The sequence below is a fragment of the Nonlabens sp. Asnod3-A02 genome (assembly GCF_045063755.1).
Taxonomy (GTDB): Bacteria; Bacteroidota; Bacteroidia; order Flavobacteriales; family Flavobacteriaceae; genus Nonlabens; species Nonlabens xylanidelens.
Genome location: NZ_JBEFOC010000008.1, coordinates 698,658 through 723,329, shown reverse-complemented (window position 1 = coordinate 723,329; position 24,672 = coordinate 698,658). Strand labels below are relative to the sequence as shown.

Sequence of the window (24,672 nt, the reverse complement as noted above, 5' to 3'; positions counted from 1 at the left end):
GGTAATTATTTTTTTGTAATGGTAAATTCAGTTCTTCTAGATTGTTCTAACTCTTCATCAGAACAGTTTTTGCTTTCACAATCTACAATAGGATTCTCTTCTCCACGACCTACAGCTTTAATTCTGTTAGCAGCAATACCTTTTGCAAGCATATAACTTCTTACAGCATCTGCACGTTTTTGAGAAAGAGTTTTATTGTAAGCATCACTTCCTTTGGTATCTGTGTACGTTTCTGCAAGAATCTCCATTGATGCATTCTTATTCATCATGTTAACAATGCGATCTAATTCTTTACTAGCACTAGCTGTAATTACCGCCTTATCGTTATCAAAGTAAATCTTATTGATTTGTAATTTATTATCTACCACTTTAACATCGTCCATGGCATCTTTCATCTCCTCTTCTGTAGGAGCAGTTCCTGCTAGGTAATCTAATTCTAATCTTTGATTAGGCATTAAGTATTGATTTGCAACACGCTTAATATCTTCACGAGTGATACCTCTATAAACGTCTAACTCTTGATTAATTAAACTTGTATCACCCATTAACATATTATAACGAGCTAATGATGCTGCTATACCTTCTACACGAGAATTTGAGCTTACATATTGAGCTTCAAATTGATTTTGTAGTTTTTGATACTCTCTTTCTGAGATTAATTCTGTTTGAAGTTTTACAATTTCTTCATCCATAACCTCAGCTAACTTACTTAACTCAATATCCCCTTTTGCAAGAGCACCCATTGTATAAGTTCCATAATCTTGATTAGACTGTCCGAAAGCTAGTACCTGAAGAGCTATTTGCTCCTCATCTACCATTCTTTTTTGCATTCTAGAACTAGCACCACCTGTAAGTACTGCAGAGATGTAGTCGATTACATAAGCATCACGATCTGTAGATTTAGGAGTGATGTAAGAAAATATCTTAACTGGAATCTGGATATTAGCATCATACTCTGTAGCAAAACGTGTTGAAGTAATAGGTTGTTCAACAATAGACTTACGTACATTTCTAGGTGCCTTGTTCTCGATAGGACCAAAATAATCTTTGATCATCTTCTTAGTAGCATTGATATCGATATCTCCAGCTACAACAAGCACTGCATTATTAGGATTATAATATTTGTCATTAAAATCTTGGAATTCAGAAAGCTTTGCAGCATTTAAATCTTCCATAGATCCAATAACACTCTGGCCATATGGGTGAGATTTAAACAAATGTTTATCAATACCAGTTCTATAGATAATAGCTCCATAAGGTGCATTATCGATACGCTGACGCTTTTCTTCTTTTACAACTTCGTTTTGAGTATCCACTCCTATTTGTTCGATTTTAGGATGTAGCATACGCTCACTTTCCATCCATAAACCCATTTCTAGATTATTAGAAGGAAAGGTTTCATAATAATAAGTACGGTCTTGGGTAGTGTTTGCATTATTGCTACCACCGTTTGCAGAAACAATATCAAACCATTTACCTCTCTCTATATTTTCTGTACCTTCAAAAAGCAAGTGTTCAAAAAAGTGAGCAAATCCAGTTCGTCCAGGCTCTTCATCTTTTGCACCTACTTGATACATAACACCTGTAGTTACAACTGGCGCGCCGTTTTCTTGATGTAAAATAACGTGAAGCCCATTATCAAGGTCATACTCGGTATACTGTACCTCTTGAGCAAAACCAGTAGCTGTTGCAAAAGCAACCGCAAGACTTAAAACAATTTTTTTCATTTGATAGTTTTTATGTTTCTTATTGTGGTTAGTGTCTTATCTATATAAAATGTTACATAAAAATTAAAGACTTCCCAAAAATAAAAGCTTTTTACAATAATTGAGTTAAAGTAAAATCAAAATACCTGATAAATAGACAGCTATGTACGAACTTTAGAAGTAAACCAATTATTATGAAAACAACACATACTATAAAGTACGCACTCTTCATGGCTTCGGCTTTAATCATTTATTTTATACTGATCGACATTATAGGATATGCAGGACAAAGCTATCTTAGTTTTTTCAATGCTATAATAGTAGGTGCTGGTATTTACTTTGTTATTAAAGATGTCTACAAGAATGCAAATAAGTTTAAGTATATGGATGGTTTTGTAGCTGGTATCAAAGCAGGTTTTATTGCTACCATATTATATACCATTTTTATGGCGATATATTTATTTGAAATACATCCAGAGCTATGCTTAGAATTAAAAGAACAAGTTGCGATAGCAGGAGAAGGTATAGAAGCTGCCTTATTATTATTTATCTTCTTATCTGGTCTAGCCACCTCAATAGTGCTGCCTTTAGTTATTTTACCATTATATAAAAAATCATGGAATACCAGGGATATTAGAGAAAAGCAAAAGCCATTAAATCAATAAGATAGAAAAAAATTGTATAATCTGTTGATAACTTTGGTATCTAAGCTAATAGAACTATATTTGCAGCCCGAAATTAATAATAATAAGCAACAATTATGTACGCAATCGTAGAGATAGCAGGGCAGCAATTCAAGATCGAGAAAGATCAAAAGTTGTTTGTACATCGTTTACAAGAAGATGAAGGTGCGTCAATTAACATTGACAAAGTTCTTCTTTTAGGTAATGGTGACAACATCACACTCGGCGCCCCAGCTGTAGAAGGAGCATTTGCAGAAGCAAAAGTTCTGGGACACCTTAAAGGTGACAAAGTAATCGTTTTTAAGAAAAAACGTAGAAAAGGATACCGTAAGAAAAACGGACACCGTCAGTACCTAACTCAAATTCAAATTTCAAGTATTTCTGCATCTGGTGGAAAGAAGTCTGAATCTAAGAAAGCTACAGCACCTGCAAAAGCAGAAAAAGCTCCAGCTAAGAAATCTGCTGGTAAAGCAGATGACCTTAAGAAAATTGAAGGTATCGGTCCTAAAATAGCATCTACTCTAGTAGAAGCTGGTATCGCAACATTTGCAGATCTTGCTAAAGCAGATCCAGCAAACATTTCTGAAATCATTGCTGGCGTAAGAGGTAATCACGTACCAACTACATGGCCACAACAAGCTCAGCTTGCAGTGGACGGTAAATGGGATGAATTACAAGAATTACAAGACCGTCTAGACGGTGGAGTAGAAAAATAAGTTTAACCGTATCTGAATTTTATACAGATCATAAAATAAATTATCATGGCTCATAAAAAAGGAGTAGGTAGTTCGAAAAACGGAAGGGAATCTCACTCAAAACGTCTAGGCGTTAAGATTTACGGAGGTCAAGCAGCAATCGCTGGTAACATCCTAATCCGTCAGCGCGGTATGGAACACCACCCAGGTGAAAACGTATATGCTGGTAAGGACTTTACATTACATGCAAGAGTAGACGGACTAGTGAAGTTTACTAAGAAAAGAAACAATAGATCTTACGTATCTATCGTTCCTGTAGCTGAGGCTTAAGAACGAGTTCTTTTTAAAAGACAAAATCCCAAATCGATTTATTCGGTTTGGGATTTTTTATGTTTTATAGACTATAACTAGAATTCTAACACATGACCACTTTACACTAATTCAGTAAAATAGAAGCGCATATCCATAAAATAAACAGAATAATTATAATGCCATCGTGACATAAATAACATCAAAACTAACTACCTGAGCAACTATTATTTCTAAAGTAGCATTACTATAGGAACATATATATCAACCAAATTAAGAGCAGTATAAAGCAATAGATAACGTATTTAAAGACAAATTACCTGGCAAGCCCAGCTCTACCCAATTCTACTATAAGAGAGTCGCAAAAAGCACCTTCTTCCAACTCACCTATATTTGCTATTTGAATACTATAAACATCAGTAAAACCTGTCTGATCAACTATAGAGGTATCTCTAAGAGTATTGAGACTTGTTACTAGTCTAGAAATAGGCCAGTCATTCATTTTAATAGAATCACCAGTAATTTTAAGACCTGCCTTACCATAAACACCAGCTGCATTTCCACCCATTATAAAACCACTAAGGTGAGTGGTTTTCACTTCTTTTTTAGGAAAATCTGTACTACATGATGTCATACACAATGCGATCAATAAAACTATAAAAAACTGCTTCATAATAAAGGGTTCATTAGGAATAACGAATATAAAGTTTCTTTATTCTAGAAAGAAACAAAGAGCGATACTTAAAAGATAAAAAAAATCCCGATAAAATGTCATGTACATTTTATCGGGATTCCTATTAACTTTTATAGAGAATTATACTCTAATTCCTTTAAGACGTTTTTCGATCTTTTGTTTTTTTGCAGTAAGCAATTTCATAAGATCCATTATCTCTACATCTTTCGTTTCCTTGTAAATCTCATTAAGGCCTAGAATAAGCTCTTTTGCTTTTCTTGATGAATGTACTCTATCACTAGTCGACATATTACTCATCGATGCTCCTAGCCATTCATTTGCGTCTTTTATTATATCCATTTCTTCTTTAATTTTATCTCGCTTTCGCGAAAGCGTAACTATTTAAAAGCAATTACGATGCCAAAAGTTAGTCAATTTATTTGAATTTCCTAACAAATGGCTAGAATATTTAAGAATTCTTAATATCTATAATATTCTGGCTTGAAAGGACCTTCAACTTTTACGCCTATATATTCTGCTTGATCTTCTTTCAATTCAGTAAGCTCTGCTCCCATTCTCTCTAAGTGAAGCGCAGCTACTTTTTCATCAAGATGCTTAGGTAACATGTATACTTCATTTTCATAAGCATCTCTATTATTCCAAAGTTCAATTTGCGCAAGAGTCTGATTAGTAAATGAGTTACTCATTACAAAACTTGGGTGACCAGTCGCACAACCTAAGTTCACAAGACGGCCTTCAGCAAGAAGTATGATGTCTTTACCGTTAATAGTATACTTATCTACTTGTGGCTTAATTTCTACTTTAGAGTCACCATGATTAGTATTTAAGTAAGCCACATCTATCTCATTGTCAAAATGTCCGATGTTACAAACAATAACCTTATCGCGCATAGCCTCAAAGTGCTCACCGCGTATAATATCCTTATTACCAGTGGTAGTAATAACGATGTCTGCATTACCTACCACGTTCTCAAGTTTCTTAACTTCAAAACCATCCATAACTGCTTGTAATGCACAAATAGGATCTATTTCAGTAACCGTAACGATAGAACCAGCACCTTTAAAAGAAGCAGCACTACCTTTACCTACATCACCATATCCACAAACTACCACACGCTTACCAGCAAGCATAGTATCTGTTGCACGACGTACAGCATCTACAGCACTCTCACGACAACCGTATTTATTATCAAACTTAGATTTAGTAACAGAATCATTAACGTTAATGGCTGGCATTACTAGAGTACCATTCTTCATACGCTCGTATAATCTGTGAACACCAGTTGTAGTCTCTTCAGATAAACCATTGATACCAGCAGCTAGTTCTGGATATTCATCAAAAACCATGTTAGTTAAATCACCACCATCATCAAGAATCATATTTAACGGCTTGCGATCTTCTCCAAAGAAAAGAGTTTGCTCGATACACCAGTTAAATTCTTCTTCATTCATACCTTTCCAAGCATAAACAGGGATACCAGCAGCAGCGATAGCAGCAGCGGCATGATCTTGTGTAGAAAATATATTACAAGAAGACCAAGTAACATCTGCTCCTAAAGCGACAAGAGTCTCAATAAGAACTGCAGTTTGAATAGTCATGTGAAGACATCCTGCTATACGAGCGCCTTTAAGTGGCTGCTCATCTTTGTATTCTTCTCTCAATGACATTAAACCAGGCATCTCTGCCTCGGCAAGTTGAATTTCTAAACGTCCATACTCTGCAAGAGACATGTCTTTTACTTTATTAGGTACGTAAGGAACTGTTTTATTGCTCATAGAATTTTATTTTAATATATAAGTCGTTGATTCTATTCAAAATCAACAAATTAAAAGCATTTTTTATTTATTAAATTGCGGCTGCAAACTTACAAAAAATCAACCGGTTTTTATGCCACTTTTTCATTCCCTTAACAACCGTGAGAATACAGAGGTTTTTATCTGGAAAATCACTGAGACTGAAGCCTTTCTAAGAACTGACATAGAACTGTCAGAAAACTCTAAGAATAGGTTATTCACCATGAGTTCAGACCTGCATAGAAAAGGTTTCTTAAGTATAAGACATTTACTTAAAATAGCTGGATATAGTGATTTACAACTATTTTACACAGATAACGGTAAACCCCATCTAGAAGATGGCAAGCATATTTCTATAACACATAGTTATGAATTTACTGCTATTATCATAAGTGATGTACCCATAGGTATAGATATAGAAAAGCAACGTGATAAAATAAAACGTATCGCTCCTAAGTTTATAGGCTACGAACAAGATTTCATATCTTCTATCGATAATTCCATAAAAGAACTTACTGTAGTCTGGGGCGCAAAAGAATCCATGTATAAACTTTACGGTAAAAAAGGTTTGGGCTTTAAAGCCCATTGTTTAGTAGAACCTTTTACAATGCGTAGCGATTTAACTATCTCTCGTATTATTTATGAAAATGATAATTTAAAGTTTGATGTTTATTTTCAAGAAATCGAGAATTTCATGCTAGTTTATGTAATTCCATCTCGCAATGCTTGATATTCTCAAAACAATTGAGCAAGCAAATCGCTGCTTATCCATTCTTATAGATCCAGAAAAAATGGAGATGGATGCGATTCACGCTTTCGCGAAAGCGGTTTCCATAACCATCCACAACCTTAAAGAAAAACTACAAATAGATCAATTTTATTTTTTTGTAGGTGGCAGCACGATGGAGAACGTAAATTTTGACAAATGGGTTAACAAATTAAAAGAAAATAGCAATATACCGATCGTTATCTTTCCGGGATCTCACCATCAACTATCTGAAAATGCGGATGCATTGCTATTTTTAAATCTAGTTTCAGGACGCAACTCTGATTTTTTAATAGAACAACAAGTCCATGCTGCAAATAAATTAAAGAAATCAAATCTAGAAGTTGTTCCTACTGGATATTTACTTATAAATGGCGGCAAAGAGACAGCCGTGCAACGCATCTCGCAAACCCTGCCATTACCACAGCACGATATGGATTCTATTGTGAATCATGCATATGCTGCACAACTTATGGGAAATAAATTAGTTTATTTAGAAGCTGGTAGCGGCGCTCTAAAATCGGTTTCTACAGACATAGTGCGTGAAGTAACACAACAACTTCATATTCCATTAATAGTAGGCGGCGGCTTGCGAACTATTCAAGATATACGATCCGTTTATGATGCAGGCGCACAAATGGTAGTAGTAGGAACAGCAATTGAAGAGAATATCAAATGGAATGGCTAGCTTTGTAACACCGAAACCAAAAAAAAATGAAAGCATCTATTGAACTTACTATGTCGCCATTACAAGATGATTATGAGCAACACATCATCAAATTCATAAAAACGCTGCGTGATTCTGAATTTGAGGTCTTAGAAAACCCATTAGCTACACAAATTTATGGAGATTTTACTCCTATGATGAATTTCTTAACTAAGGAAATGGCAAAAAGTATGGAAGAGACTAAAGCTGTTCTCTTTTACATGAAAGTGGTTAAAACAGACCGTCATGATTATGAGCCTTTCTTTTAATGGAGGTTTTAGAATTTATTTTTGGGCAGTATAGAGACTATAGTACATCGCATATTGTTTTAGAAATAGCTGCTCTCGTCATTAGTCTAATCAGTGTTTATTATTCATTTAAGAACAGTGTTCTAGTGTTTCCTTTTGGAATAATTAGTACGCTAATTTTCGTCTACTTATTATTTCAATGGAATCTACTTGGCGACATGGTGATCAACGGTTATTATTTTATCATGAGTGTCTATGGTTGGTATTTCTGGTTAAACGGTAATAAAAACAAGAGGGAAGTATCCATATCAAAAACTGCCACACTAGAATGGGTTACAGCGATGGTCATATCCCTAAGCACAGGACTAGCCATCTATTTACTCTATTATATCACCGATAGATTAGAAAATTGGGTTTCTTATGTAGATATGATCACCACCGGAATATTCTTTGCAGGAATGTGGCTCATGGCTAGACGCAAACTTGAGCACTGGCTCATTCTCGCTTTAGGTAATCTTATATCTATACCGCTCTATTTTTACAAAGGCTATAGTTTCAGCGCATTTCTTTATATATTTCTCTTTATTATTGCCATCTTCGGCTATCAAGAATGGAAAAAATACCTCAACAAAAAGCCTTCGAAGGTTTAAAAATAGTTCTTTACGGACCTGAAAGCACTGGTAAAAGCACGCTCACACGTCAACTTACCGATCATTTTAAAACAGTAAAAGTAGACGAGTATGCCAGAGAATATCTCCAAGAAAAATTTGATCGAACAGGTAAAATTTGCACTTATGAAGATTTAATACCTATCACAATAGGACAACGCATTACTGAAAATGAAGCCGCTCAAAAAGCTACTGATTATCTAATTTGCGATACAGACGCCTTAGAAACCTACGTATATTCCATAGCATATTTTGACAAAGCACCAGAAGAGCTTAAAACAGCTGTAAGTAAAAGCGAATATGACTTATATTTACTGCTAGATGTTGACATTCCATGGGTCGCAGACGATTTAAGAGATAAACCAGAAGATCGCAAGGGAATGTTTCAACGTTTTGAACAAGGATTGCAAGATTTTGATAAAAAATACGTAATCATATCTGGCATTGGAGAAGATAGATTTAAAAATGCTCTAGCCGCCATTGAAAACATTACAAATTAATGAAGTTAACTGACCAACATAAAGAGCAACTCATTGAAAAAGGTATTTCTGAAGAAGTACTATATAAACAGTTAGATAGATTTAAAAAAGGATTCCCCATAGTCAGGTTAGATAGACCTGCTTTAATAAACGATGGTATTATTTCTTTAAAACAACTTAATAAAATAGAGTTGATTAAATTTTATGAAGAACAAGTATCACATCTAGATGTTATAAAATTTGTCCCTGCAAGTGGCGCTGCCACACGCATGTTTAAATTTTTACATGAATTTTTAAATGGGTTTGACCCACAAGAAGACTCTATAAATAGTTACATCAACCTTAATAAAGCACCAGAATTATTCACTTTCTTTATAGGAATGGAAAAATTCCCTTTCTATAAAAAGATTATAAAATCTTTAAAAAGGAAACATACAGATTGGGCTGCAAAACCAGTACAATCTAAAAAGGTTCTATTCATAGAAGAAATGCTTTCTGAAAACGGTTCTAACTATGGCTCAATGCCCAAAGGCTTAGTTCCATTTCATAAATATAAAGGCCACACAGCGACAGCCTTTGAAGAGCATTTATTTGAAGCTTCTATATATGCTAGTAGTAATCAGCTAGCCAGACTTCATTTTACCATAGCACCAGCTTTTAAAAATCACTTTAAAGAAGAATTTGATCGCATTCAAAAAATAGTAGAAGTAAAAACAAACACTAGATTTGAGATCAGTTTTTCACATCAATCTGCTAGCACAGACACTGTTGCTGTAGATGATAATAATGAAGCTATTGTTCTAGAAAACGGATGCCTTTTTTTCCGTCCTGCTGGACATGGAGCATTGCTAGAAAATCTAGATCAGTTAGACGCCGATTTGATTTTCATCAAGAACATTGATAATGTAACTACGTCAGCTTATGAAAAGCAGGTTAGTGAATACAAAAAATTTCTTGCCGGTTATTTAATACAAATTAGGAATAAAACATATGACTACCTTAAAACTATAGATAGCAAGGAAGTAAGTGATGAATTAAAACTAGAAATAGAAGGTTTTATCACCCAACAGCTCGACAATGTACTACCGACAGATTATAAGAAATATGCTTATGAGTACCAATTAGAGTATTTATATGAAAAACTTAACCGCCCGTTGAGAGTTTGTGGTATGGTTAAAAATGAAGGAGAACCTGGCGGTGGCCCTTTCTGGATTCACAATCAAAAAGGAGAACTCTCTCTTCAAATTATAGAAAGCGCGCAAATAGATCCTAAAAATAAAAGTCAGCAAGCGATTGCCGTAAAAGCTACCCACTTTAATCCGGTAGACCTTATATGTAGTGTACGTGATTACAAAGGAAACAAATTTAATCTCATGGATTTTTGTGATGAAGAAACTGGTTTCATAACTCATAAATCTCGCAAAGGAATGTGTATAAAAGCACAAGAATTACCAGGATTATGGAATGGCGGCATGGCATACTGGAACACCATTTTTGTAGAAGTACCTCTTATTACTTTTAACCCTGTGAAAACAGTTAACGACTTATTAAAATCTGCACACCAGCTAGATTAATGAATATAGAACAACTACATAAAGAAGTGCAATATAAAGCAGTTGCCAGCAGTGGTCCCGGTGGACAAAATGTAAATAAGGTGGCCACAAAGGTTCAATTGTATTTTGATGTTTTAAATAGTCTCGCTTTCGCGAAAGCGGAACACGAAAGGATTAAAACAGCGCTATTTAAACAACTTACTAGCGATGGCGTTTTACAAGTCAATTGTCAAGAATCTAGAAGTCAGGCCAAAAATAAAGAACTGGTTTTTAAAAAATTACTAGCCATACTTTCCAAAGCTAGTGTAATCATTAAAGTACGTAGAAAAAGGACTGTACCTAAGTCTGTTAAACGAAAACGTCTTAATGATAAGAAGAAACATAGCGACAAAAAGAAAGATCGCAATTATAGATATTAAACCCTATTACTATGAAGAACTTGCTATACATGCTCATGTCAGTTTTATTGATTTCTTGTAATCAAAAAACTAATGACAGCACAACAACTCCTATAGATTCTAACATTTTAGAAGTAGAAGAAATAACAAATGAATTTGCTATAGTCATTCATGGTGGCGCAGGTACAATAAAAAAGGAGAACATGACTCCAGAACTAGAAGCGCAATACAATGAGAAATTAACAGAATCCATAAAAGCTGGTCATGAAATTCTTGCAAATGGCGGTAGTGCCATGGATGCTGTAGAAGCAAGTATTAGAATAATGGAAGACTCACCTTTATTTAACTCTGGTAAAGGAGCTGTTTTTACGCATGACGGCATCAATTCTCTGGATGCTAGTTTTATGGACGGCACAACACTCAATGCTGGAGCAATTGCTGGTGTAACTACTGTAAAAAACCCTATCTCACTAGCCAGAAAAGTGATGACAGATTCTGAACATGTATTATTAAGTGGAGCTGGCGCAGACTCTTTTGCAACATCCCTTGATGACAAAAACATTGAAATAGTAGATAATAAATATTTCTACACAGAGCGTCGTTTCAAATCTTTACAGCGCGTCTTAGAAAGAGAAAAAGCTAAAGATGAGAAAACAGTTGCACGATTAGAAATCGAAGATCCTTTTATAAAGGATTCTAAATATGGTACTGTAGGCTGTGTTGCTCTCGATAAAAACGGAAATATAGCAGCAGGAACCAGCACTGGCGGTATGACCAATAAAAAATATGGTCGTATAGGTGATTCTCCTATTATAGGAAGTGGTACCTATGCTAACAATAAAACTTGTGGTGTATCAAGTACTGGACATGGCGAGTTTTTTATTAGAGCACAAGTAGCTTATGACATAAGCGCATTAATGGAATACGGTGACCGTACACTAGAAGAGGCTACAGAAGAAGTAATCCAAGAAAAATTAGTTGATCTAGGTGGTACTGGTGGTATTGTAGCTTTGGATCATTTAGGAAACATTTCCATGGAGTTTAATACCGCGGGAATGTATCGCGCAATGATGGATGATGATGGGAAACTTACCGTTGGGATGTATAAACAGTAATGCGCTGTGAGTTTGTGAGTTTGTGAAAATTCTGAAATAAACTCACAAGAAAAAGAGGAATTAATTCCGCTAAATAACAAGAACGCCGCGAGGCGACAAATTAAATTCCTAGCGGCAGACTTCAGTCTGCCATTGGTGAATACAATCATAGAAAAGAAACAAAAATGAAAATAATATCCTATAACGTAAACGGTATCAGAGCAGCGATGAAGAAAGAATTCATCAAATGGTTAACAGCGGCAAATCCTGATGTGCTTTGTTTACAAGAAATAAAAGCTCAAGAAGACCAGATAGATACAGAGGCTTTTAAAGAAGCTGGATATGAGTACCAATACTACTATAGCGCACAGAAGAAAGGCTATTCTGGTACGGCTATCATTTCTAAGATAAAACCAGACCATGTAGAATATGGAACTGGTATAGAAACTATGGACTTTGAAGGTAGAAACATTAGAGCCGATTTTGGCGATCTATCCATAATGTCTATGTATTTACCTAGCGGTACTAATGATGAACGACTGGGCTTTAAATTTGAATATATGGAGCAGTTTCTAGAGTATTCTAAGGAATTGAGAAAAGAGCGTCCTAATTTATTAGTTTGTGGAGATTATAATATTTGCCATAAGGCTATAGATATTCATAATCCAGTTGGACTTAAGAAAACATCTGGTTTTTTACCAGAAGAACGTGAGTGGATGGACCGTTTTGTAGAAAGTGGTTTTATAGACACTTTTAGAATGTTTAATCAAGAGCCTGACCAGTACTCCTGGTGGAGTTATCGTGGTGGTTCTCGTGCTAGAAATAAAGGATGGAGATTAGACTACCACATGGTAAACAACTCTTTAAAAGACAGAGTAAAACGCGCTGTAATTTTAAGCGAGGCCGTACATAGTGATCACTGTCCTGTAATGGTGGAGATAGATTAAGGTTTTAAAAATAAATATAAGATATGGCGAGCCGATCCCTGATAAATTTGGGAAAGGCTTCTATATTACAAATAGCTGTTCATTACCAAATTTTCTGGGATAACCATTCAAATAAAAAGGTATCAGACATTTTATTCTAATTTTATTTCTATCGTTTACTACTTATAGTGTAACAGCTCAAGAACCTCAACGTCCTACTGATAATAAAGGATTTGTCTTCTCACCTGGAATAATTCTACAATCTAATATGTTTGTAGAAGCTAATTTACTGTACGGTAATGTAGTTAATGTGCCCGGGAAAATACCCATTATGTATTACAGCGGATTTAGAATCGGTATTGAATCTAATTTAAGTACTAAGCATTATACTTTTGCACCCAAAATAGGTTACGAGTATACCCCAGAACTTCTTAGTTTTAGGCTGAGTGCAGTAAATTATTTTCAAGGTGATAATTCTGAATTTAGAATACTACCAGAAATTGGATTGAGTCTTTTCACTTTAATAAATCTCAACTATGGATATGGAATAAGTTTAAATGATCAAAACTTACATAATGTCGGTAAACACAGGATAAGTATAACAATCAACTTAAACAGAACGCTTAATCGTGCTTGGTAGCAAGATTAAATTACTATTAATAATAACCTGATAAACTCAAGCCTTTCCTGCAAGTACCACCACAAATTCTCCCTTAGGTTTTTTGTGTTCGAAATGGGCAATAGCTTCTGTAACCGTACCTCTAAAATGCTCTTCGTAGAGTTTTGTTATCTCACGAGATACAGAAACCTGTCGTTCTTCTCCGTAGTGCGATTTAAAATCGGCTAGAGTTTTTAATAATTTGTGGGGAGATTCATAAAAAACTATGGTTCTAGTTTCTTCTTTTAAGAATTCCAGTCGTTTCTGGCGTCCTTTTTTAACAGGAAGAAACCCTTCAAATATAAATTTATCACATGGCATTCCAGAAACTGTAAGAGCCGGCACAAAAGCCGTTGCACCAGGTAACGATTGTACTTCTAACTCATTTTCAATAAGCTTGCGAGTTAGTAAAAAACCTGGATCACTTATCCCTGGAGAACCAGCATCAGTAATAAGAGCCATAGTCTCACCTGCCTGTATTCTCTTTACAATAGTGTCACTTATTTTATGCTCATTATGCATGTGGTAAGATAGCATTTGAGTAGCAATACCATAATGCTGTAATAATTTACCACTAGTCCTAGTGTCTTCTGCAAGAATAATATCTACCTCTTTTAATATTTCTACCGCACGATAGGTCATGTCTTTAAGATTACCGATAGGTGTAGGAACGAGGTAAAGTTTCATGTGTCTTATTTATTTTACAAAGATAAAGAAGTATAGATGTAAGAAATGACTTTTAAATCTCTAACATTTTATATAACACAGTATGTTTTTATAGAGATGGCTATTGGTGTTCCGCTTTCGCGAAAGCGGAATTAAAACAAAGATATACTCCTTAATAAAGCAATCTAGAGGTATCTTTGTTCCATGACTAGAGATGAGCAATTAAAAGATAGATGGGTACGCACAGTGGCGTTTTTTCAATCCCGATTTGCAGATGGTGATGAGATGGATCTGGATGCTATATTATTTATAATAGGCCTACAAGAACTAGGACAATTGCATCGCAAGTTTCAAAAAGATGAGAAATTGCAATTGATGCATATTGCTATATGTAGAGTTTTAGAACCGTATGGTTATTATGAATTTTCTCATTATGACGATGATAAATGGCCGCATTATATTGTTAAGGAAAATTTGCCACCTCTTAAAGCTGGAGAACAATCTTTATTAATGAAAGAAGCGATTGTAAACTATATGGTAGTAAGCGAGGTTATAGATTAATTTATTTAATCACTACTTTCTTCTCTCTAGTTACTAAAACTACGGCTAGAATTATAACACCAGTCGAGACTCCTTGCCAAAAGTGGAATTGTTCTCCATCCATAATACCCCATGTGAGACCTATAACAGGCATTAAATAGGTGACAGAACTAGCAAAAACCGGAGAAGTGATCTGTACAAGTTTGTTAAACATAATTTTTGCTGCAACGGTTCCAAAAATAGATAAGACTACCATATACATTAAACTACGTTGTACCGCTGGACTAGAATACTCTAGAGAAGCACCGTCTGCACTGAAAAATACTATGGCCGCAAGTGGAGCGATGAATACAAAATTACCTGTCGCGATAGCGAGTGGTTTAATGTTTTGAAGATACCTCTTTATAATATTTACATTACTCGCATAACAAGTACACGCTATTAGAACCAGTCCAGCAAATAGATAATTCTGATCTGGATGACTATCCATACCTGTAAGTACTAACCCTACAGCTCCTGCTAGACCTATGATCACGCCTAGAAGTTGCTTTTTTGAGAATGAAATCCCAAAAATAACACTTCCCATTATCAAGGTAATTAATGGTACGGTAGAATTGAGAATAGCACTTATAGCACTGTCTATTTCTGTTTGCGCATAGGCAAATAAGAAAGCGGGAAAAAATGTACCTAGTAAACCTGAGACAGCTAGCCATGGCCAGTCTTTTCTTTTAGTCTTTATAAAGGATTTCCAGCCTATAGCGATAAGTATAACCCCAGAAATCATGGTACGCACCGCGCCTAACTGTAAAGGCTGCAATACTAATTCTCCATTATTCTCACCGAGAGCCTTTTTAATTAAAATAAATGAAGAACCCCAAATAAGGCTTAAAACAACTAGGTAAACGTACTTGAGTCTAGAATTATCCATAAAAATAAAAGGACAAAGATGAACTTTATAACTATTAGAATTGCAAAATATTTACAAAAGTGTTGTGGACTCCTTTTATTCTTTCCACTTTAAAGTTTCCATCATTTTAATCATGTCTTTTTTCACATAATCTACCGCTGGTAAAATGGAGTCATAATTAGGCTGTGTATAGAAATATAAAGACGCTGTAAGAAAGTGTTTTGTACTGTCTGTCACATAGAATTGCGCATTAGAAGCCGCATTACCTTCTATCTCGTACATCATCCCGTAGGTCTTATTCATCTTATTAACAAATGGGTAATCACCTATTACATCTGCTTTTTGATTATGGTCATAAGACAGTTTCTGACCATCAATAAGTAGTTTTCTCAAATTATCTTGTACCGGTCTATAATTTAAATACACGGTAGCGTCCATACCTGGATATTCTATTTTCATAGAACAATCTGTTTTAGCCAGTATTCTAGCATATTCATTTACCTCAAAAGAAAACGGACAGTTCAAATTATTAGACTGCACGTAGTCACCTTCAGGAAAATCTAGTGCAAGCTGTGCACTAGGTTTAGGCAACACTTCCTTATCGTTACAGCTAGAGACTGTGATGATAAGAGTTAGTACAAGTAGTATTCTTAAGCTAGCGTACATTTGATTTGTTTAATGCGTTTATTATCCATCACCTCTATTAAAAAGGTAATATTATGAAAAGTTATTTTATCTAATTTTCTAGGAAAATGACCTGTTTGTTCTAATATAAAACCAGCCAGAGTTTCTGACTCACCTTTACTACCATCAAAGATTGCAGCGTCTTCTTCTTCTAGATCTAGAACTCTATAAAAATCTTTTAATTGCGTTTTTCCTTCAAAAACATAATTCTTATCATCTAGCTTTGAATACACTAAATCTTCCTCGTCAAACTCGTCGCTGATGTCTCCTACTATCTCTTCAATAATGTCTTCTAGAGATATTAAACCACTAGTCCCACCATATTCATCTACTACTATAGCTATATGCTTTTTCTTCTCTTGAAATTCTTGTAATAAATCGTCTAGCTTTTTATTCTCAGGCACAAAATAGACTTCTCTAAGCAGTTTAGTCCATTCATAATTCTTACGCTCTATATAAGGAAGTAAATCTTTTACATAAAGAACACCTGTAATATGATCTATACTTTCTTTATAACATGGTATACGTGAATATCCATGTTCAATTACTTGTGGTATAATATCTTTAAAAGGTAAAGTGTCGTCAAGAGCAAAAACATCAGTACGGTTGCGCATCACGTTCTTAGTATGCGTGTTACCGAAACTCACAATACCTTGTAACAATTGCTGCTCTTCGTCTGTAGTATCGTTCTCATCTGTCAGTTCTAGAGCCTGTGATAATTGAGATATGGTAATATTAGATTTCTTACTACCTAGACGGTCCTGTATCAACAAGGTCACGTATCGCATAGGCAAACTGATAAAACTGAATATTTTATCAAGAATATTAAGCGGTATCGCCATGAAACTGGCAAAACCTTTAGGATTGCGATTTGCATAAACCTTAGGGAAAATCTCACCGAATAGCAATATCAAAAAGGTAATAACCACTACCTCAAGAACAAATCTAATATCAAGGTCAAATTGAAAACCAAAATCTACAGCAACAGGTTCAATATTTGCAAACCATGTTTCACTAAGAATACCAAATATTAAAACCGACGTTATATTGATCGCATTATTTGCAATCAATATGGTAGCTAGCAGTTTCTTAGGCCTATCTAATAGTTTCTTTACTATACTACGTCTAGGAAAATCTTCATTTTCGTCATCTAACTCTGTGCTAGATAGCGTGAAAAAAGCTACTTCGGCACCGCTTATAAGTGCGCTACCTATTAATAGCAATATAAAAACGGCTAGATATATGAATTGATCTCCACTAGAAATCATTGAAACATTAAGTAAAAGCGCTGGGTCAGGATCCAATTAGTATGAATTAATTCTTTTAAATTAAAATGGTAAATCGTCATCGTCGCTAGCACTACTATCACTAGTTACAGGCTGGCTGTAAGTATTACTAGATGGTGATTGCGGCTGTTGTGGCGCTGCAGCCTGAGGTTGCTGCTGTGTTTGAGGACGAGCAGGAGCACTTTGTTGTGGTCTACTAGGTGCTGCAGCTTCATTTTTAGGTGTTAAGAAAGTAAATTCTTGCACTTGAATTTCGGTCGTGTAGCGTTGCTGTCCATCTTCTCCAGTCCACTGACGGTTTTTAATGCGCCCTTCTACATATACCTTATCTCCTTTCTTCAAGTATTTCTCACATACTTCGGCAGCTTTATTACGTACAACACAATTGTGCCATTCTGTATTTGAAACACGCTCACCAGTACTGCGGTTTACATATTCTTCATTTGTAGCCAGTGGGAATCTACCTATGCAATTTCCACCTTCAAAGTACTTCATCTTCACTTCGTCTCCCGTGTGACCTATAAGTATCACTTTATTTACTGTACCTGCCATAATTAGTCTGTATTGAATTTATAAATATATTGTCTTGTATGGTTGTTTAAAAAAGTTGTCAAAGATATGGAAAAACGCCCACGTCGTGAGATTGTTAGCCCATGTAAATTACAAAATTGTTTTATTTCAATTGCCAAAAATCTTTCATAAAACGCTCCATCAATACATGTACAGGTCTTTCTTGAGCCTCTTCAATAGTAATAGCACCGTTTATCTCATCTTCTACTTCCACAATCCAGAAATAGGCATGTATCTTTCTGTGAGATAATTTATGGATAATAGGCTCTTGGTTGTATACGCTTTCGCGAAAGCGAGACCCACCAACAACATCTTTAAACACTTCATGCTCTGTTAACTCTACTGGCAACAGTGCGCCACTAGCATCTATATAAGGAAACTCAAATAACCCAGCCCATATACTACTGTTATCGCGCTGATTAAACAGAAGTTTTTTGGACGGCGTCTGTATAACTATATAATGATGGAAAAGGCTCTTAACCTTAGTCTTCTTAATCTTAACTGGTAAATCTGCAATTCTACCTTCATTAAATGCGACACAATCTTTTTGAAAAGGACAGTTGTCACAATCAGGGTTTTTGGGTGTGCACTGCATCGCACCGAATTCCATAATCGCCTGATTATGCGTAGCAGGATCTTTCCTATCAAGCAATTTGCTCGCCAGTTCCTTAAATTCTCTAACGCCTGCCGGCACATTAATAGGTGTTGCGATACCATATATACGAGATAGAACACGATACACATTACCGTCCACGACAGCAACCGGTTCATTAAAGGCAAAACTAGCGATCGCAGCAGCGGTATAATCACCTACTCCTTTTAAAGTAAGGAGTTCTTTATAGGTATCAGGAAATTTAAGATCATTATCGACTATTTGCACGGCGGCAGCTTGTAAATTTCTAGCACGGGAATAATAGCCTAATCCCTGCCATAATTTAAGTACATCATCTTGGGGTGCAGCGGCTAGTTCTTGAACTGTAGGGTAGTTTTTAACAAAACTTTTATAGTAAGGTAACCCTTGTTTAACGCGAGTTTGCTGTAATATGACCTCACTAAGCCAAATAAAATATGGGTTTTGAGTATCGCGCCACGGCAGCTCTCTCTTGTTAACTACATACCAATCAATAAGTTGCCTAGAAAAGTCCATAAAAAGCGTTAAATTGCAGCCTGCAATATATATCTTCTTAAATTTTAATTGATTAGAGATTTCATATTTACTTTTTTAGGGTATATTTGCGCCCTGTTTAATAAACCCTAATTAAATTAAAATTTAAAAATGACTAAAGCAGATATCGTATCTAAGATTTCAGACAAACTGGGAATGGAGAAGACTGATGTACAGGCAACTGTTGAGTCTTTCATGAATGAGGTGAAGGATTCTCTTGAAACTGGAGAGAACGTATATTTACGTGGTTTTGGTAGCTTTATTGTAAAAACTAGAGCTGAAAAGACTGGACGTAACATTTCTAAGAACACAACAATCAAAATTCCTGCTCACAATATACCTGCTTTTAAACCAGCTAAGGTTTTTGTAGACGGAGTAAAATCAAACGTAAAAGTTAAGTAAAAAAATAAGAGATATGCCAAGCGGTAAAAAAAGAAAGAGACATAAGGTAGCAACGCACAAACGTAAAAAACGTAGACGTGCTAATCGTCACAAGAAGAAAAAGTAGTCTCAGACTACTTTTTTTTTATTTTTAAGAGTTCTTTGACATAGGGTTGCAACTGACAACTCGTTGATTATACAAGTAGTAACAAACTTGTATTAAAAACATATAAACATACTTTACTTGCTACTAATCGTTAGTACATGTAAGGTTATAAACATTACAGGAATTATGGATAAAGAAATTATTATCCGTTCCAGTGCTACAAAAATCGATTATGCTCTTACCAAAAATGGAAGACTAGTCGAATTACACAAAGATGAAGAAGAAAATAAGTTTGCGGTAAGTGATATATTCATTGCAAAATCACGCAAGGTACTTTCTGGTCTTAACGCTACATTTGTAGACGTAGGCTATGAAAAAGATGGTTTTTTACACTATCACGACCTAGGTGTTAAATACCTTACCCAACTTAAATTTACCAAACAAGTTTTAAGTGGTAGACGTAAAAATTTTACGCTTAAGGACATAAAATTTGAAAAAGATTTAGAAAAGCACGGTGCAATTGAAAATGCAATCACACCTACACAACCTATTCTTGTTCAAGTAGTTAAAGAACCTATTTCTACCAAAGGACCTCGCCTAAGTGCAGAGCTTTCTTTACCAGGTAGGTATGTTGTTCTAGTTCCTTTTTCTGATCGCATCTCTATATCTCAAAAGATAGAAGATAAAGAAGAAAAAAGCCGTTTAAAAAGACTTGTAAAAAGCATTAAACCTGAAGGATTTGGCGTCATCGTACGTACAGTCGCAAAAGGTAAACTCGTAGCAGATCTGGACCAAGATTTACAAAATCTTGTAGCAAAATGGGAAACCATGTGTAGCAAAATACACAAGGCACAATTCCCAACTAAGGTTATGACTGAAGTAAGTCGTACCAATTCCCTTATGAGAGATGTTTTTAATGACACATACACTTCTATAGTCGTAGACGACCAAGAGGTTTTTGAAGAAATTAAAAACTATTTAAAAACTATTGCCCCACATAAAGAGTCTATCGTAAAATACCACAATCCGAGAACATCAGTTTTTGAGAAATTTGGTATAGAACGTCAAATCAAAACATCATTTGGCCGTACAGTATCTATGAGCAAAGGTGCATACCTTGTTATAGAGCATACTGAGGCTATGCATGTTATAGATGTAAACTCTGGAAATAGATCTAATAAAGCAGACAGTCAGGAAGACACTGCACTAGAAACCAACATGATATCTGCAACTGAGATTGCGCGCCAGTTAAGGCTTAGAGACATGGGTGGTATTATAGTAGTAGATTTTATCGACATGCGTAAAGCAGAGAATCGCAAGAAACTCTATGAACACATGAGAGATGAAATGTCAGAAGACCGTGCAAAACACAAGATCCTTCCACCTAGTAAATTTGGTCTTATCCAGATTACTAGACAGCGTGTAAGACAAGAAGTAAATATTAAAACTCGTGAGGAAAATCCTGATGGAAATGGAAAGGAAATACAAGCTCCTATTCTAGTCATACAGGAAATTACCGAAACATTAGAACGACACCTTAAGGCTGGTGTAAAAAAGATAACGCTCAATGCGCATCCTTTTATCGCTGCTTTTATAACAAAAGGATATCCTTCTATACGATCTAAATGGTTTATGAACCATAAAAAATGGGTCAAGGTAGTACCTAGAGATGCCTATACTTATCTAGAATATAAATTTAAAGATAAGGACGGTAAAGAACTTAAATAATTATAAACGCCTACAGGTTTAGACTTGTAGGCGTTTTTTTGTGGGTTATTTTTAGGGTCTCGCTTTCGCTAAAGAGAGGTAATAACAAGCTTTATTAACAAATCACACACCAGTAACGACAGAAAACAGTTATGCAAAACTCCTAAACACATGATTATTCACTAAAAGATGGTGGTTATTCAAGCTTTTTACAGATCTTATTATAATCATTAAGAAAAGTACTTAATTCCACAATCCAATAATTAACTGTAGAATTAAAGGTTGAATGACATTAAAAAAAGGTTGAGCGTCTATTTCTCAATATTTTCTAAAATTATTCCTTACCACATTAATTACCGAGTACCTTTGCAAAAAATTTGAGTACTATGCAAGCTAAAACACCTTCACAATCATTTACTACCGTTACTGATATGGTATTACCTAGTGAGACTAATCCGCTTAATAATCTTTTTGGTGGTGAATTACTAGCTCGTATGGATCGCGCGGCGAGTATTGCTGCCAGACGTCATTCTAGACGTATAGTAGTAACAGCTTCTGTAAATAATGTAGGTTTTAATAGAATGGTGCCATTAGGAAGTGTTGTAACCATAGAAGCACAAGTAACAAGAGCTTTTAAGACCTCTATGGAGGTTTATATGGACGTTTGGGTAGAAGATCGTGAAAGCGGTGAGCGTACTAAGGCAAATGAGGCTATTTACTCCTTTGTCGCTGTAGATGACACTGGAAGACCTATCGCAGTTGCACCTATAAGTCCAGAAAGCGAACTTGAAAAGCAACGTTATGATGCAGCTTTAAGACGTAAGCAATTAAGTCTTGTTCTTGCTGGAAAAATGAAAGCAAAAGACGCGACAGAATTAAAAGCACTATTTGCTGAATAAAGTACACAAACTATTAGCATTAAAAAACCGCTATATACCTGATCATAGGTAAATAGCGGTTTTTTATGTTTAACCAAGACTTGCTCGTTACAAAAAAAGTGAAAAATCAAAAAGTCAACCTCATTAATCCTAAATCCTGAATCTCTTTCTAGGCAAGGAGTTTTAAACTCATGTGTCGTTGTGAAAAAACACAATTTCAACTTATCATATCGCCTTTGATGCGCAATCTGCTAGAATCGCTATCAATCTATAACTATTGTAATTTCCACAAGAGTGAAAAATCAAAAATCTGATATCGTTGATCTCCAATCGTTAATCAAAATAGTTCCTTATTGTAAACTTATTTGTTGAATTCAAAATAGGTTTCGACTATCGCTCAACCAAGCATCGTTTTTTGAAAAATCAAAAATCTAATATCGTTAATCATTTCCTCGCAATCCACTGTGCAGGGTCTACGGTATCATTATCCTGCATGAGGACAAATTTAAGTTCTGTTTCTCCAGAATTAGAGGTGAAAATTTCTCCTATGATATCTTTTGTATTTACCATATCTCCTTTTTCGACACTTACAGACTTGAGATTATCATATATAGAAGTGTAGTTACCATGTCTTATGTGTACCGCGAGTATACCATATTTACTTTTTGTAATACGTATCACTTCTCCTTCAAAAATAGCACGCACTTTTGCACCGCCAGGGCTTTGTAATCTAAGTCCATTTGAATCAATAGTAAGCGATCTTACCACTGGGTGTGGTTGCGTACCATAACGTCTAGAAACAAAACCTTCTTCTACCGGCCATGGTAATTTGCCTTTATTACTTTTAAAATTATTAGCTAGAATTTTTGCTTCAGGTGTTAAGAAGAATTTATTTGCTACGGCACCTGTTTTACCTTTATTAGATGCTTTAATATCGGCTGCAATAAGTGCTTTAAGTTCTCGGTCTATTTTGTTGCGCTCTTTTGCTTTTACCTTTATATCTGCAGCATATTTTTTCTCGTTTTCTTTAACCACCGCAAGCAGGTTCTCTTGTTCTACTTTATCAATTTTAAGTGCTGTCCTTTGTTTTTTATTAAGTGCTAGAACTTTATTCTTTTCTTTTTTCTCTTCTTCTAGCGCTACATTTTTTGCTGCGATAGCGTCGGATTTTATCGTTATTTCTTCTGCTTGTTTCTTACGGTAGTCTGCATAGGATTTTAAATATTGAACTCTTTTATAAGCCTGTAAAAAATCTTCAGAACTCAATAAAAACATCAGTCTACTTTGATCATTTTGTGATTTATATGACTTCACAATCATCTCTGCATACTCTGCTTTTAGAGCTTTTACCTCTGTATTTAATTTTTTAATCTCAGCAGCATTTGCTTTAATATTTCTAGTCAGGTTATTTGCTTGCCTATTAGTAATGTTAATAATCTCTTGAGTGCGTAATATCTTTTTATCAATGGTCTCTACCAGCAGCACCATTGTTTTTTCTTCTTTACGCACGTTTTTGAGCAACCTATCAAATTGATTTATTTCTCTTTGAATCTCTGCTTTACGTTGTTCTAGAGCTGCTTTTTCTGATTGCGCTTTCGCGAAAGCGAAACACAACAAAAACAACATCGATAAGTAAAAGTGCTTTTTCATCTACAATTTAAACTCACTGTAACCAGATGGCATGCTGAAAGGAAACGTCATCGATTGATTAAATTCTACATTTTTAAACTCCATCTCTACCTTAGAAACTCGGTCGCGCTGGTTAGCATCTATCTTCACTTCAGTTGGGATTATTCTTCCATCTACCACTTGATACTCGGTATAATTAACTTTTAAGAAGCTATTTTCTGACGGCTTAGCAATAGATTGCTCAGAAACCTTAAAGTCAGACGGACGCAGGCTGAAAAGCTTAGTCACGATGCCTTCTTGTTTAAACTGATACTCGTTATCTACAATTTTAAAATCTTTATTATCCAGAGGCTCTACTGCCTGACCTAATAACAAATCTTCTAACTGTTCAAAGGTAATTTCTTCTCCTAAAAAATCACTTATAAGGCTAAAATCGCCATCAAAAGATCTTCTATTGAGCTTTTCATAAAATTGCACACGGTCTGGAGTTATGTAAACCTTTGCACCTGTAAAACCTAGTACGGTCACACTCATCCATATTTTTTTACCTTTTTCCATGCGCAAATTAACCGTAAATGACCTCGTGTTTTTTGAGTTATCATAACTCATAGAAAGACGGGCTTTCATGGTTTCAAAATCAGTTCGGGCAGCGTTGTGAGACTTCACTACTTTAGATCTTTTTGCAGCAGCGGTAGCATCATTTGCAGCGCGTTGTGTACCACCACAACTGGCTAGTAATATAAAAAGGACTATGGATGCGTATTTTAAGTATCTCAT

General features: G+C 35.2%; 29 protein-coding genes. 17 read left to right on the top strand and 12 right to left on the bottom strand.

What is annotated here, in order from left to right; genetic code table 11:
• Window positions 1–5 precede the first annotated feature (5 nt).
• On the bottom strand, window positions 6–1,727 hold the full coding sequence (locus ACJJVN_RS13275) for an insulinase family protein (protein ID WP_104514334.1): 1,722 nt from the start codon (window positions 1,725–1,727) through the stop codon (window positions 6–8).
• 173 nt (window positions 1,728–1,900) lie between these two features.
• Between ACJJVN_RS13275 and ACJJVN_RS13270 the strand changes: the two genes are divergently transcribed.
• From ACJJVN_RS13270 to rpmA, 3 genes are all read left to right on the top strand, one after another.
• On the top strand, window positions 1,901–2,371 hold the full coding sequence (locus tag ACJJVN_RS13270) for a hypothetical protein (RefSeq protein WP_405370018.1): 471 nt from the start codon (window positions 1,901–1,903) through the stop codon (window positions 2,369–2,371).
• A 95-nt stretch (window positions 2,372–2,466) separates the two neighbouring features.
• On the top strand, window positions 2,467–3,105 hold the full coding sequence (gene rplU, locus ACJJVN_RS13265; protein WP_405378650.1) for a 50S ribosomal protein L21: 639 nt from the start codon (window positions 2,467–2,469) through the stop codon (window positions 3,103–3,105).
• A gap of 45 nt (window positions 3,106–3,150) precedes the next feature.
• Window positions 3,151–3,414 (top strand): 50S ribosomal protein L27, encoded by a 264-nt coding sequence (gene rpmA / locus ACJJVN_RS13260; protein WP_104514332.1) that lies wholly within the window; start codon window positions 3,151–3,153, stop codon window positions 3,412–3,414.
• 295 nt (window positions 3,415–3,709) lie between these two features.
• Here the strand turns inward: rpmA and ACJJVN_RS13255 are convergent, their stop codons facing one another.
• The 3 genes from ACJJVN_RS13255 to ahcY all read right to left on the bottom strand — a co-directional run bounded on the left by ACJJVN_RS13255 (window position 3,710) and on the right by ahcY (window position 5,862).
• The gene (locus tag ACJJVN_RS13255; protein WP_405378648.1) at window positions 3,710–4,066 is read right to left on the bottom strand and encodes a hypothetical protein; all 357 of its coding nucleotides are present in this window, start codon (window positions 4,064–4,066) and stop codon (window positions 3,710–3,712) included.
• 141 nt (window positions 4,067–4,207) lie between these two features.
• Entirely contained in the window at window positions 4,208–4,426 is a 219-nt protein-coding gene (locus ACJJVN_RS13250) for a hypothetical protein (protein ID WP_104514330.1), read from the bottom strand.
• 119 nt (window positions 4,427–4,545) lie between these two features.
• On the bottom strand, window positions 4,546–5,862 hold the full coding sequence (gene ahcY / locus ACJJVN_RS13245) for an adenosylhomocysteinase (protein WP_104514329.1): 1,317 nt from the start codon (window positions 5,860–5,862) through the stop codon (window positions 4,546–4,548).
• Between the two features lie 112 nt (window positions 5,863–5,974).
• Here ahcY and ACJJVN_RS13240 point away from each other — a divergent pair, with 112 nt between their 5' ends.
• The 10 genes from ACJJVN_RS13240 (at window position 5,975) to ACJJVN_RS13195 (ending at window position 13,358) form a co-directional block, all read left to right on the top strand.
• Window positions 5,975–6,610 carry a 4'-phosphopantetheinyl transferase family protein gene (locus tag ACJJVN_RS13240; protein ID WP_405378646.1) on the top strand — a complete coding sequence of 212 codons (636 nt, stop codon included), beginning with the start codon at window positions 5,975–5,977 and terminating at the stop codon, window positions 6,608–6,610.
• On the top strand, window positions 6,603–7,334 hold the full coding sequence (locus tag ACJJVN_RS13235; protein WP_405378644.1) for a geranylgeranylglyceryl/heptaprenylglyceryl phosphate synthase: 732 nt from the start codon (window positions 6,603–6,605) through the stop codon (window positions 7,332–7,334). Before ACJJVN_RS13240 ends, ACJJVN_RS13235 begins: the two co-directional genes overlap by 8 nt.
• A 26-nt stretch (window positions 7,335–7,360) precedes the next feature.
• On the top strand, window positions 7,361–7,621 hold the full coding sequence (locus tag ACJJVN_RS13230; RefSeq protein WP_405378642.1) for a hypothetical protein: 261 nt from the start codon (window positions 7,361–7,363) through the stop codon (window positions 7,619–7,621).
• Window positions 7,621–8,250, top strand: coding sequence for a nicotinamide riboside transporter PnuC (pnuC, locus tag ACJJVN_RS13225; RefSeq protein ID WP_405370022.1), 630 nt, complete (start codon window positions 7,621–7,623; stop codon window positions 8,248–8,250). The genes ACJJVN_RS13230 and pnuC overlap by 1 nt, the downstream gene beginning before the upstream one ends.
• Window positions 8,211–8,768 (top strand): AAA family ATPase, encoded by a 558-nt coding sequence (locus tag ACJJVN_RS13220; RefSeq protein WP_405378640.1) that lies wholly within the window; start codon window positions 8,211–8,213, stop codon window positions 8,766–8,768. Before pnuC ends, ACJJVN_RS13220 begins: the two co-directional genes overlap by 40 nt.
• Window positions 8,768–10,321, top strand: a complete 1,554-nt coding sequence (locus ACJJVN_RS13215; RefSeq protein WP_405378638.1) for a DUF4301 family protein — start codon at window positions 8,768–8,770, stop codon at window positions 10,319–10,321. Before ACJJVN_RS13220 ends, ACJJVN_RS13215 begins: the two co-directional genes overlap by 1 nt.
• The gene (arfB, locus tag ACJJVN_RS13210; protein WP_104514322.1) at window positions 10,321–10,719 is read left to right on the top strand and encodes an alternative ribosome rescue aminoacyl-tRNA hydrolase ArfB; all 399 of its coding nucleotides are present in this window, start codon (window positions 10,321–10,323) and stop codon (window positions 10,717–10,719) included. The genes ACJJVN_RS13215 and arfB overlap by 1 nt, the downstream gene beginning before the upstream one ends.
• A gap of 11 nt (window positions 10,720–10,730) precedes the next feature.
• Complete coding sequence (locus ACJJVN_RS13205) at window positions 10,731–11,813, top strand: isoaspartyl peptidase/L-asparaginase family protein (RefSeq protein WP_405378636.1); 1,083 nt, start codon at window positions 10,731–10,733, stop codon at window positions 11,811–11,813.
• A 164-nt stretch (window positions 11,814–11,977) separates the two neighbouring features.
• Entirely contained in the window at window positions 11,978–12,739 is a 762-nt protein-coding gene (locus ACJJVN_RS13200) for an exodeoxyribonuclease III (RefSeq protein ID WP_405378634.1), read from the top strand.
• A gap of 247 nt (window positions 12,740–12,986) precedes the next feature.
• A complete protein-coding gene (locus ACJJVN_RS13195; RefSeq protein WP_405378632.1) occupies window positions 12,987–13,358 on the top strand; it encodes a hypothetical protein in 372 nt (123 codons plus the stop codon).
• A gap of 36 nt (window positions 13,359–13,394) precedes the next feature.
• On the opposite strand, the gene rsmI is transcribed toward ACJJVN_RS13195, so the two are convergent.
• Window positions 13,395–14,063 (bottom strand): 16S rRNA (cytidine(1402)-2'-O)-methyltransferase, encoded by a 669-nt coding sequence (rsmI, locus tag ACJJVN_RS13190; RefSeq protein ID WP_405378630.1) that lies wholly within the window; start codon window positions 14,061–14,063, stop codon window positions 13,395–13,397.
• A gap of 183 nt (window positions 14,064–14,246) precedes the next feature.
• Here rsmI and ACJJVN_RS13185 point away from each other — a divergent pair, with 183 nt between their 5' ends.
• A complete protein-coding gene (locus ACJJVN_RS13185) occupies window positions 14,247–14,603 on the top strand; it encodes a hypothetical protein (protein WP_348115228.1) in 357 nt (118 codons plus the stop codon).
• 1 nt (window position 14,604) lies between these two features.
• Here the strand turns inward: ACJJVN_RS13185 and ACJJVN_RS13180 are convergent, their stop codons facing one another.
• The 5 genes from ACJJVN_RS13180 to mutY all read right to left on the bottom strand — a co-directional run bounded on the left by ACJJVN_RS13180 (window position 14,605) and on the right by mutY (window position 19,176).
• Window positions 14,605–15,510: a DMT family transporter gene (locus tag ACJJVN_RS13180; protein ID WP_405378628.1), complete on the bottom strand. Its 906-nt coding sequence runs from the start codon at window positions 15,508–15,510 to the stop codon at window positions 14,605–14,607.
• Window positions 15,511–15,585: 75 nt separating this feature from the next.
• Complete coding sequence (gldD, locus tag ACJJVN_RS13175; RefSeq protein WP_104514316.1) at window positions 15,586–16,155, bottom strand: gliding motility lipoprotein GldD; 570 nt, start codon at window positions 16,153–16,155, stop codon at window positions 15,586–15,588.
• A complete protein-coding gene (locus ACJJVN_RS13170) occupies window positions 16,140–17,477 on the bottom strand; it encodes a gliding motility-associated protein GldE (protein ID WP_405370028.1) in 1,338 nt (445 codons plus the stop codon). Before ACJJVN_RS13170 ends, gldD begins: the two co-directional genes overlap by 16 nt.
• A gap of 24 nt (window positions 17,478–17,501) precedes the next feature.
• Entirely contained in the window at window positions 17,502–18,011 is a 510-nt protein-coding gene (locus tag ACJJVN_RS13165) for a single-stranded DNA-binding protein (RefSeq protein ID WP_405370029.1), read from the bottom strand.
• Between the two features lie 121 nt (window positions 18,012–18,132).
• Window positions 18,133–19,176: an A/G-specific adenine glycosylase gene (gene mutY, locus ACJJVN_RS13160; protein ID WP_405378626.1), complete on the bottom strand. Its 1,044-nt coding sequence runs from the start codon at window positions 19,174–19,176 to the stop codon at window positions 18,133–18,135.
• A 129-nt stretch (window positions 19,177–19,305) separates the two neighbouring features.
• On the opposite strand from mutY, the gene ACJJVN_RS13155 reads away from it, so the two are divergent.
• From ACJJVN_RS13155 to ACJJVN_RS13145, 3 genes are all read left to right on the top strand, one after another.
• Entirely contained in the window at window positions 19,306–19,596 is a 291-nt protein-coding gene (locus ACJJVN_RS13155; RefSeq protein ID WP_104514313.1) for an HU family DNA-binding protein, read from the top strand.
• Between the two features lie 271 nt (window positions 19,597–19,867).
• Entirely contained in the window at window positions 19,868–21,409 is a 1,542-nt protein-coding gene (locus tag ACJJVN_RS13150) for a ribonuclease E/G (protein ID WP_104514312.1), read from the top strand.
• 365 nt (window positions 21,410–21,774) lie between these two features.
• Window positions 21,775–22,287, top strand: a complete 513-nt coding sequence (locus tag ACJJVN_RS13145; RefSeq protein WP_104514311.1) for an acyl-CoA thioesterase — start codon at window positions 21,775–21,777, stop codon at window positions 22,285–22,287.
• Between the two features lie 423 nt (window positions 22,288–22,710).
• Here the strand turns inward: ACJJVN_RS13145 and ACJJVN_RS13140 are convergent, their stop codons facing one another.
• Together ACJJVN_RS13140 and ACJJVN_RS13135 are read right to left on the bottom strand one after the other, a co-directional pair.
• Window positions 22,711–23,916, bottom strand: a complete 1,206-nt coding sequence (locus tag ACJJVN_RS13140) for a murein hydrolase activator EnvC family protein (protein WP_405378624.1) — start codon at window positions 23,914–23,916, stop codon at window positions 22,711–22,713.
• Window positions 23,917–24,672, bottom strand: a complete 756-nt coding sequence (locus tag ACJJVN_RS13135; protein WP_405378622.1) for a DUF4292 domain-containing protein — start codon at window positions 24,670–24,672, stop codon at window positions 23,917–23,919.

What these genes read in the sequence shown, in the direction of transcription:
- ahcY (WP_104514329.1), bottom strand. Translation starts at nt 5,862, where the DNA reads ATGAGCAATAAAACAGTTCCTTACGTACCTAATAAAGTAAAAGACATG.
- ACJJVN_RS13140 (WP_405378624.1), bottom strand. Translation starts at nt 23,916, where the DNA reads ATGAAAAAGCACTTTTACTTATCGATGTTGTTTTTGTTGTGTTTCGCT.
- ACJJVN_RS13200 (WP_405378634.1), top strand. Translation starts at nt 11,978, where the DNA reads ATGAAAATAATATCCTATAACGTAAACGGTATCAGAGCAGCGATGAAG.
- ACJJVN_RS13145 (WP_104514311.1), top strand. Translation starts at nt 21,775, where the DNA reads ATGCAAGCTAAAACACCTTCACAATCATTTACTACCGTTACTGATATG.
- rplU (WP_405378650.1), top strand. Translation starts at nt 2,467, where the DNA reads ATGTACGCAATCGTAGAGATAGCAGGGCAGCAATTCAAGATCGAGAAA.
- ACJJVN_RS13155 (WP_104514313.1), top strand. Translation starts at nt 19,306, where the DNA reads ATGACTAAAGCAGATATCGTATCTAAGATTTCAGACAAACTGGGAATG.
- ACJJVN_RS13220 (WP_405378640.1), top strand. Translation starts at nt 8,211, where the DNA reads ATGGAAAAAATACCTCAACAAAAAGCCTTCGAAGGTTTAAAAATAGTT.
- ACJJVN_RS13270 (WP_405370018.1), top strand. Translation starts at nt 1,901, where the DNA reads ATGAAAACAACACATACTATAAAGTACGCACTCTTCATGGCTTCGGCT.
- ACJJVN_RS13275 (WP_104514334.1), bottom strand. Translation starts at nt 1,727, where the DNA reads ATGAAAAAAATTGTTTTAAGTCTTGCGGTTGCTTTTGCAACAGCTACT.
- ACJJVN_RS13255 (WP_405378648.1), bottom strand. Translation starts at nt 4,066, where the DNA reads ATGAAGCAGTTTTTTATAGTTTTATTGATCGCATTGTGTATGACATCA.
- mutY (WP_405378626.1), bottom strand. Translation starts at nt 19,176, where the DNA reads ATGGACTTTTCTAGGCAACTTATTGATTGGTATGTAGTTAACAAGAGA.
- ACJJVN_RS13240 (WP_405378646.1), top strand. Translation starts at nt 5,975, where the DNA reads ATGCCACTTTTTCATTCCCTTAACAACCGTGAGAATACAGAGGTTTTT.
- ACJJVN_RS13185 (WP_348115228.1), top strand. Translation starts at nt 14,247, where the DNA reads ATGACTAGAGATGAGCAATTAAAAGATAGATGGGTACGCACAGTGGCG.
- pnuC (WP_405370022.1), top strand. Translation starts at nt 7,621, where the DNA reads ATGGAGGTTTTAGAATTTATTTTTGGGCAGTATAGAGACTATAGTACA.
- ACJJVN_RS13135 (WP_405378622.1), bottom strand. Translation starts at nt 24,672, where the DNA reads ATGAGATACTTAAAATACGCATCCATAGTCCTTTTTATATTACTAGCC.
- gldD (WP_104514316.1), bottom strand. Translation starts at nt 16,155, where the DNA reads ATGTACGCTAGCTTAAGAATACTACTTGTACTAACTCTTATCATCACA.
- ACJJVN_RS13180 (WP_405378628.1), bottom strand. Translation starts at nt 15,510, where the DNA reads ATGGATAATTCTAGACTCAAGTACGTTTACCTAGTTGTTTTAAGCCTT.
- arfB (WP_104514322.1), top strand. Translation starts at nt 10,321, where the DNA reads ATGAATATAGAACAACTACATAAAGAAGTGCAATATAAAGCAGTTGCC.
- ACJJVN_RS13235 (WP_405378644.1), top strand. Translation starts at nt 6,603, where the DNA reads ATGCTTGATATTCTCAAAACAATTGAGCAAGCAAATCGCTGCTTATCC.
- rsmI (WP_405378630.1), bottom strand. Translation starts at nt 14,063, where the DNA reads ATGAAACTTTACCTCGTTCCTACACCTATCGGTAATCTTAAAGACATG.
- ACJJVN_RS13215 (WP_405378638.1), top strand. Translation starts at nt 8,768, where the DNA reads ATGAAGTTAACTGACCAACATAAAGAGCAACTCATTGAAAAAGGTATT.
- ACJJVN_RS13250 (WP_104514330.1), bottom strand. Translation starts at nt 4,426, where the DNA reads ATGGATATAATAAAAGACGCAAATGAATGGCTAGGAGCATCGATGAGT.
- ACJJVN_RS13165 (WP_405370029.1), bottom strand. Translation starts at nt 18,011, where the DNA reads ATGGCAGGTACAGTAAATAAAGTGATACTTATAGGTCACACGGGAGAC.
- ACJJVN_RS13205 (WP_405378636.1), top strand. Translation starts at nt 10,731, where the DNA reads ATGAAGAACTTGCTATACATGCTCATGTCAGTTTTATTGATTTCTTGT.
- ACJJVN_RS13150 (WP_104514312.1), top strand. Translation starts at nt 19,868, where the DNA reads ATGGATAAAGAAATTATTATCCGTTCCAGTGCTACAAAAATCGATTAT.
- ACJJVN_RS13230 (WP_405378642.1), top strand. Translation starts at nt 7,361, where the DNA reads ATGAAAGCATCTATTGAACTTACTATGTCGCCATTACAAGATGATTAT.
- ACJJVN_RS13195 (WP_405378632.1), top strand. Translation starts at nt 12,987, where the DNA reads ATGTTTGTAGAAGCTAATTTACTGTACGGTAATGTAGTTAATGTGCCC.
- rpmA (WP_104514332.1), top strand. Translation starts at nt 3,151, where the DNA reads ATGGCTCATAAAAAAGGAGTAGGTAGTTCGAAAAACGGAAGGGAATCT.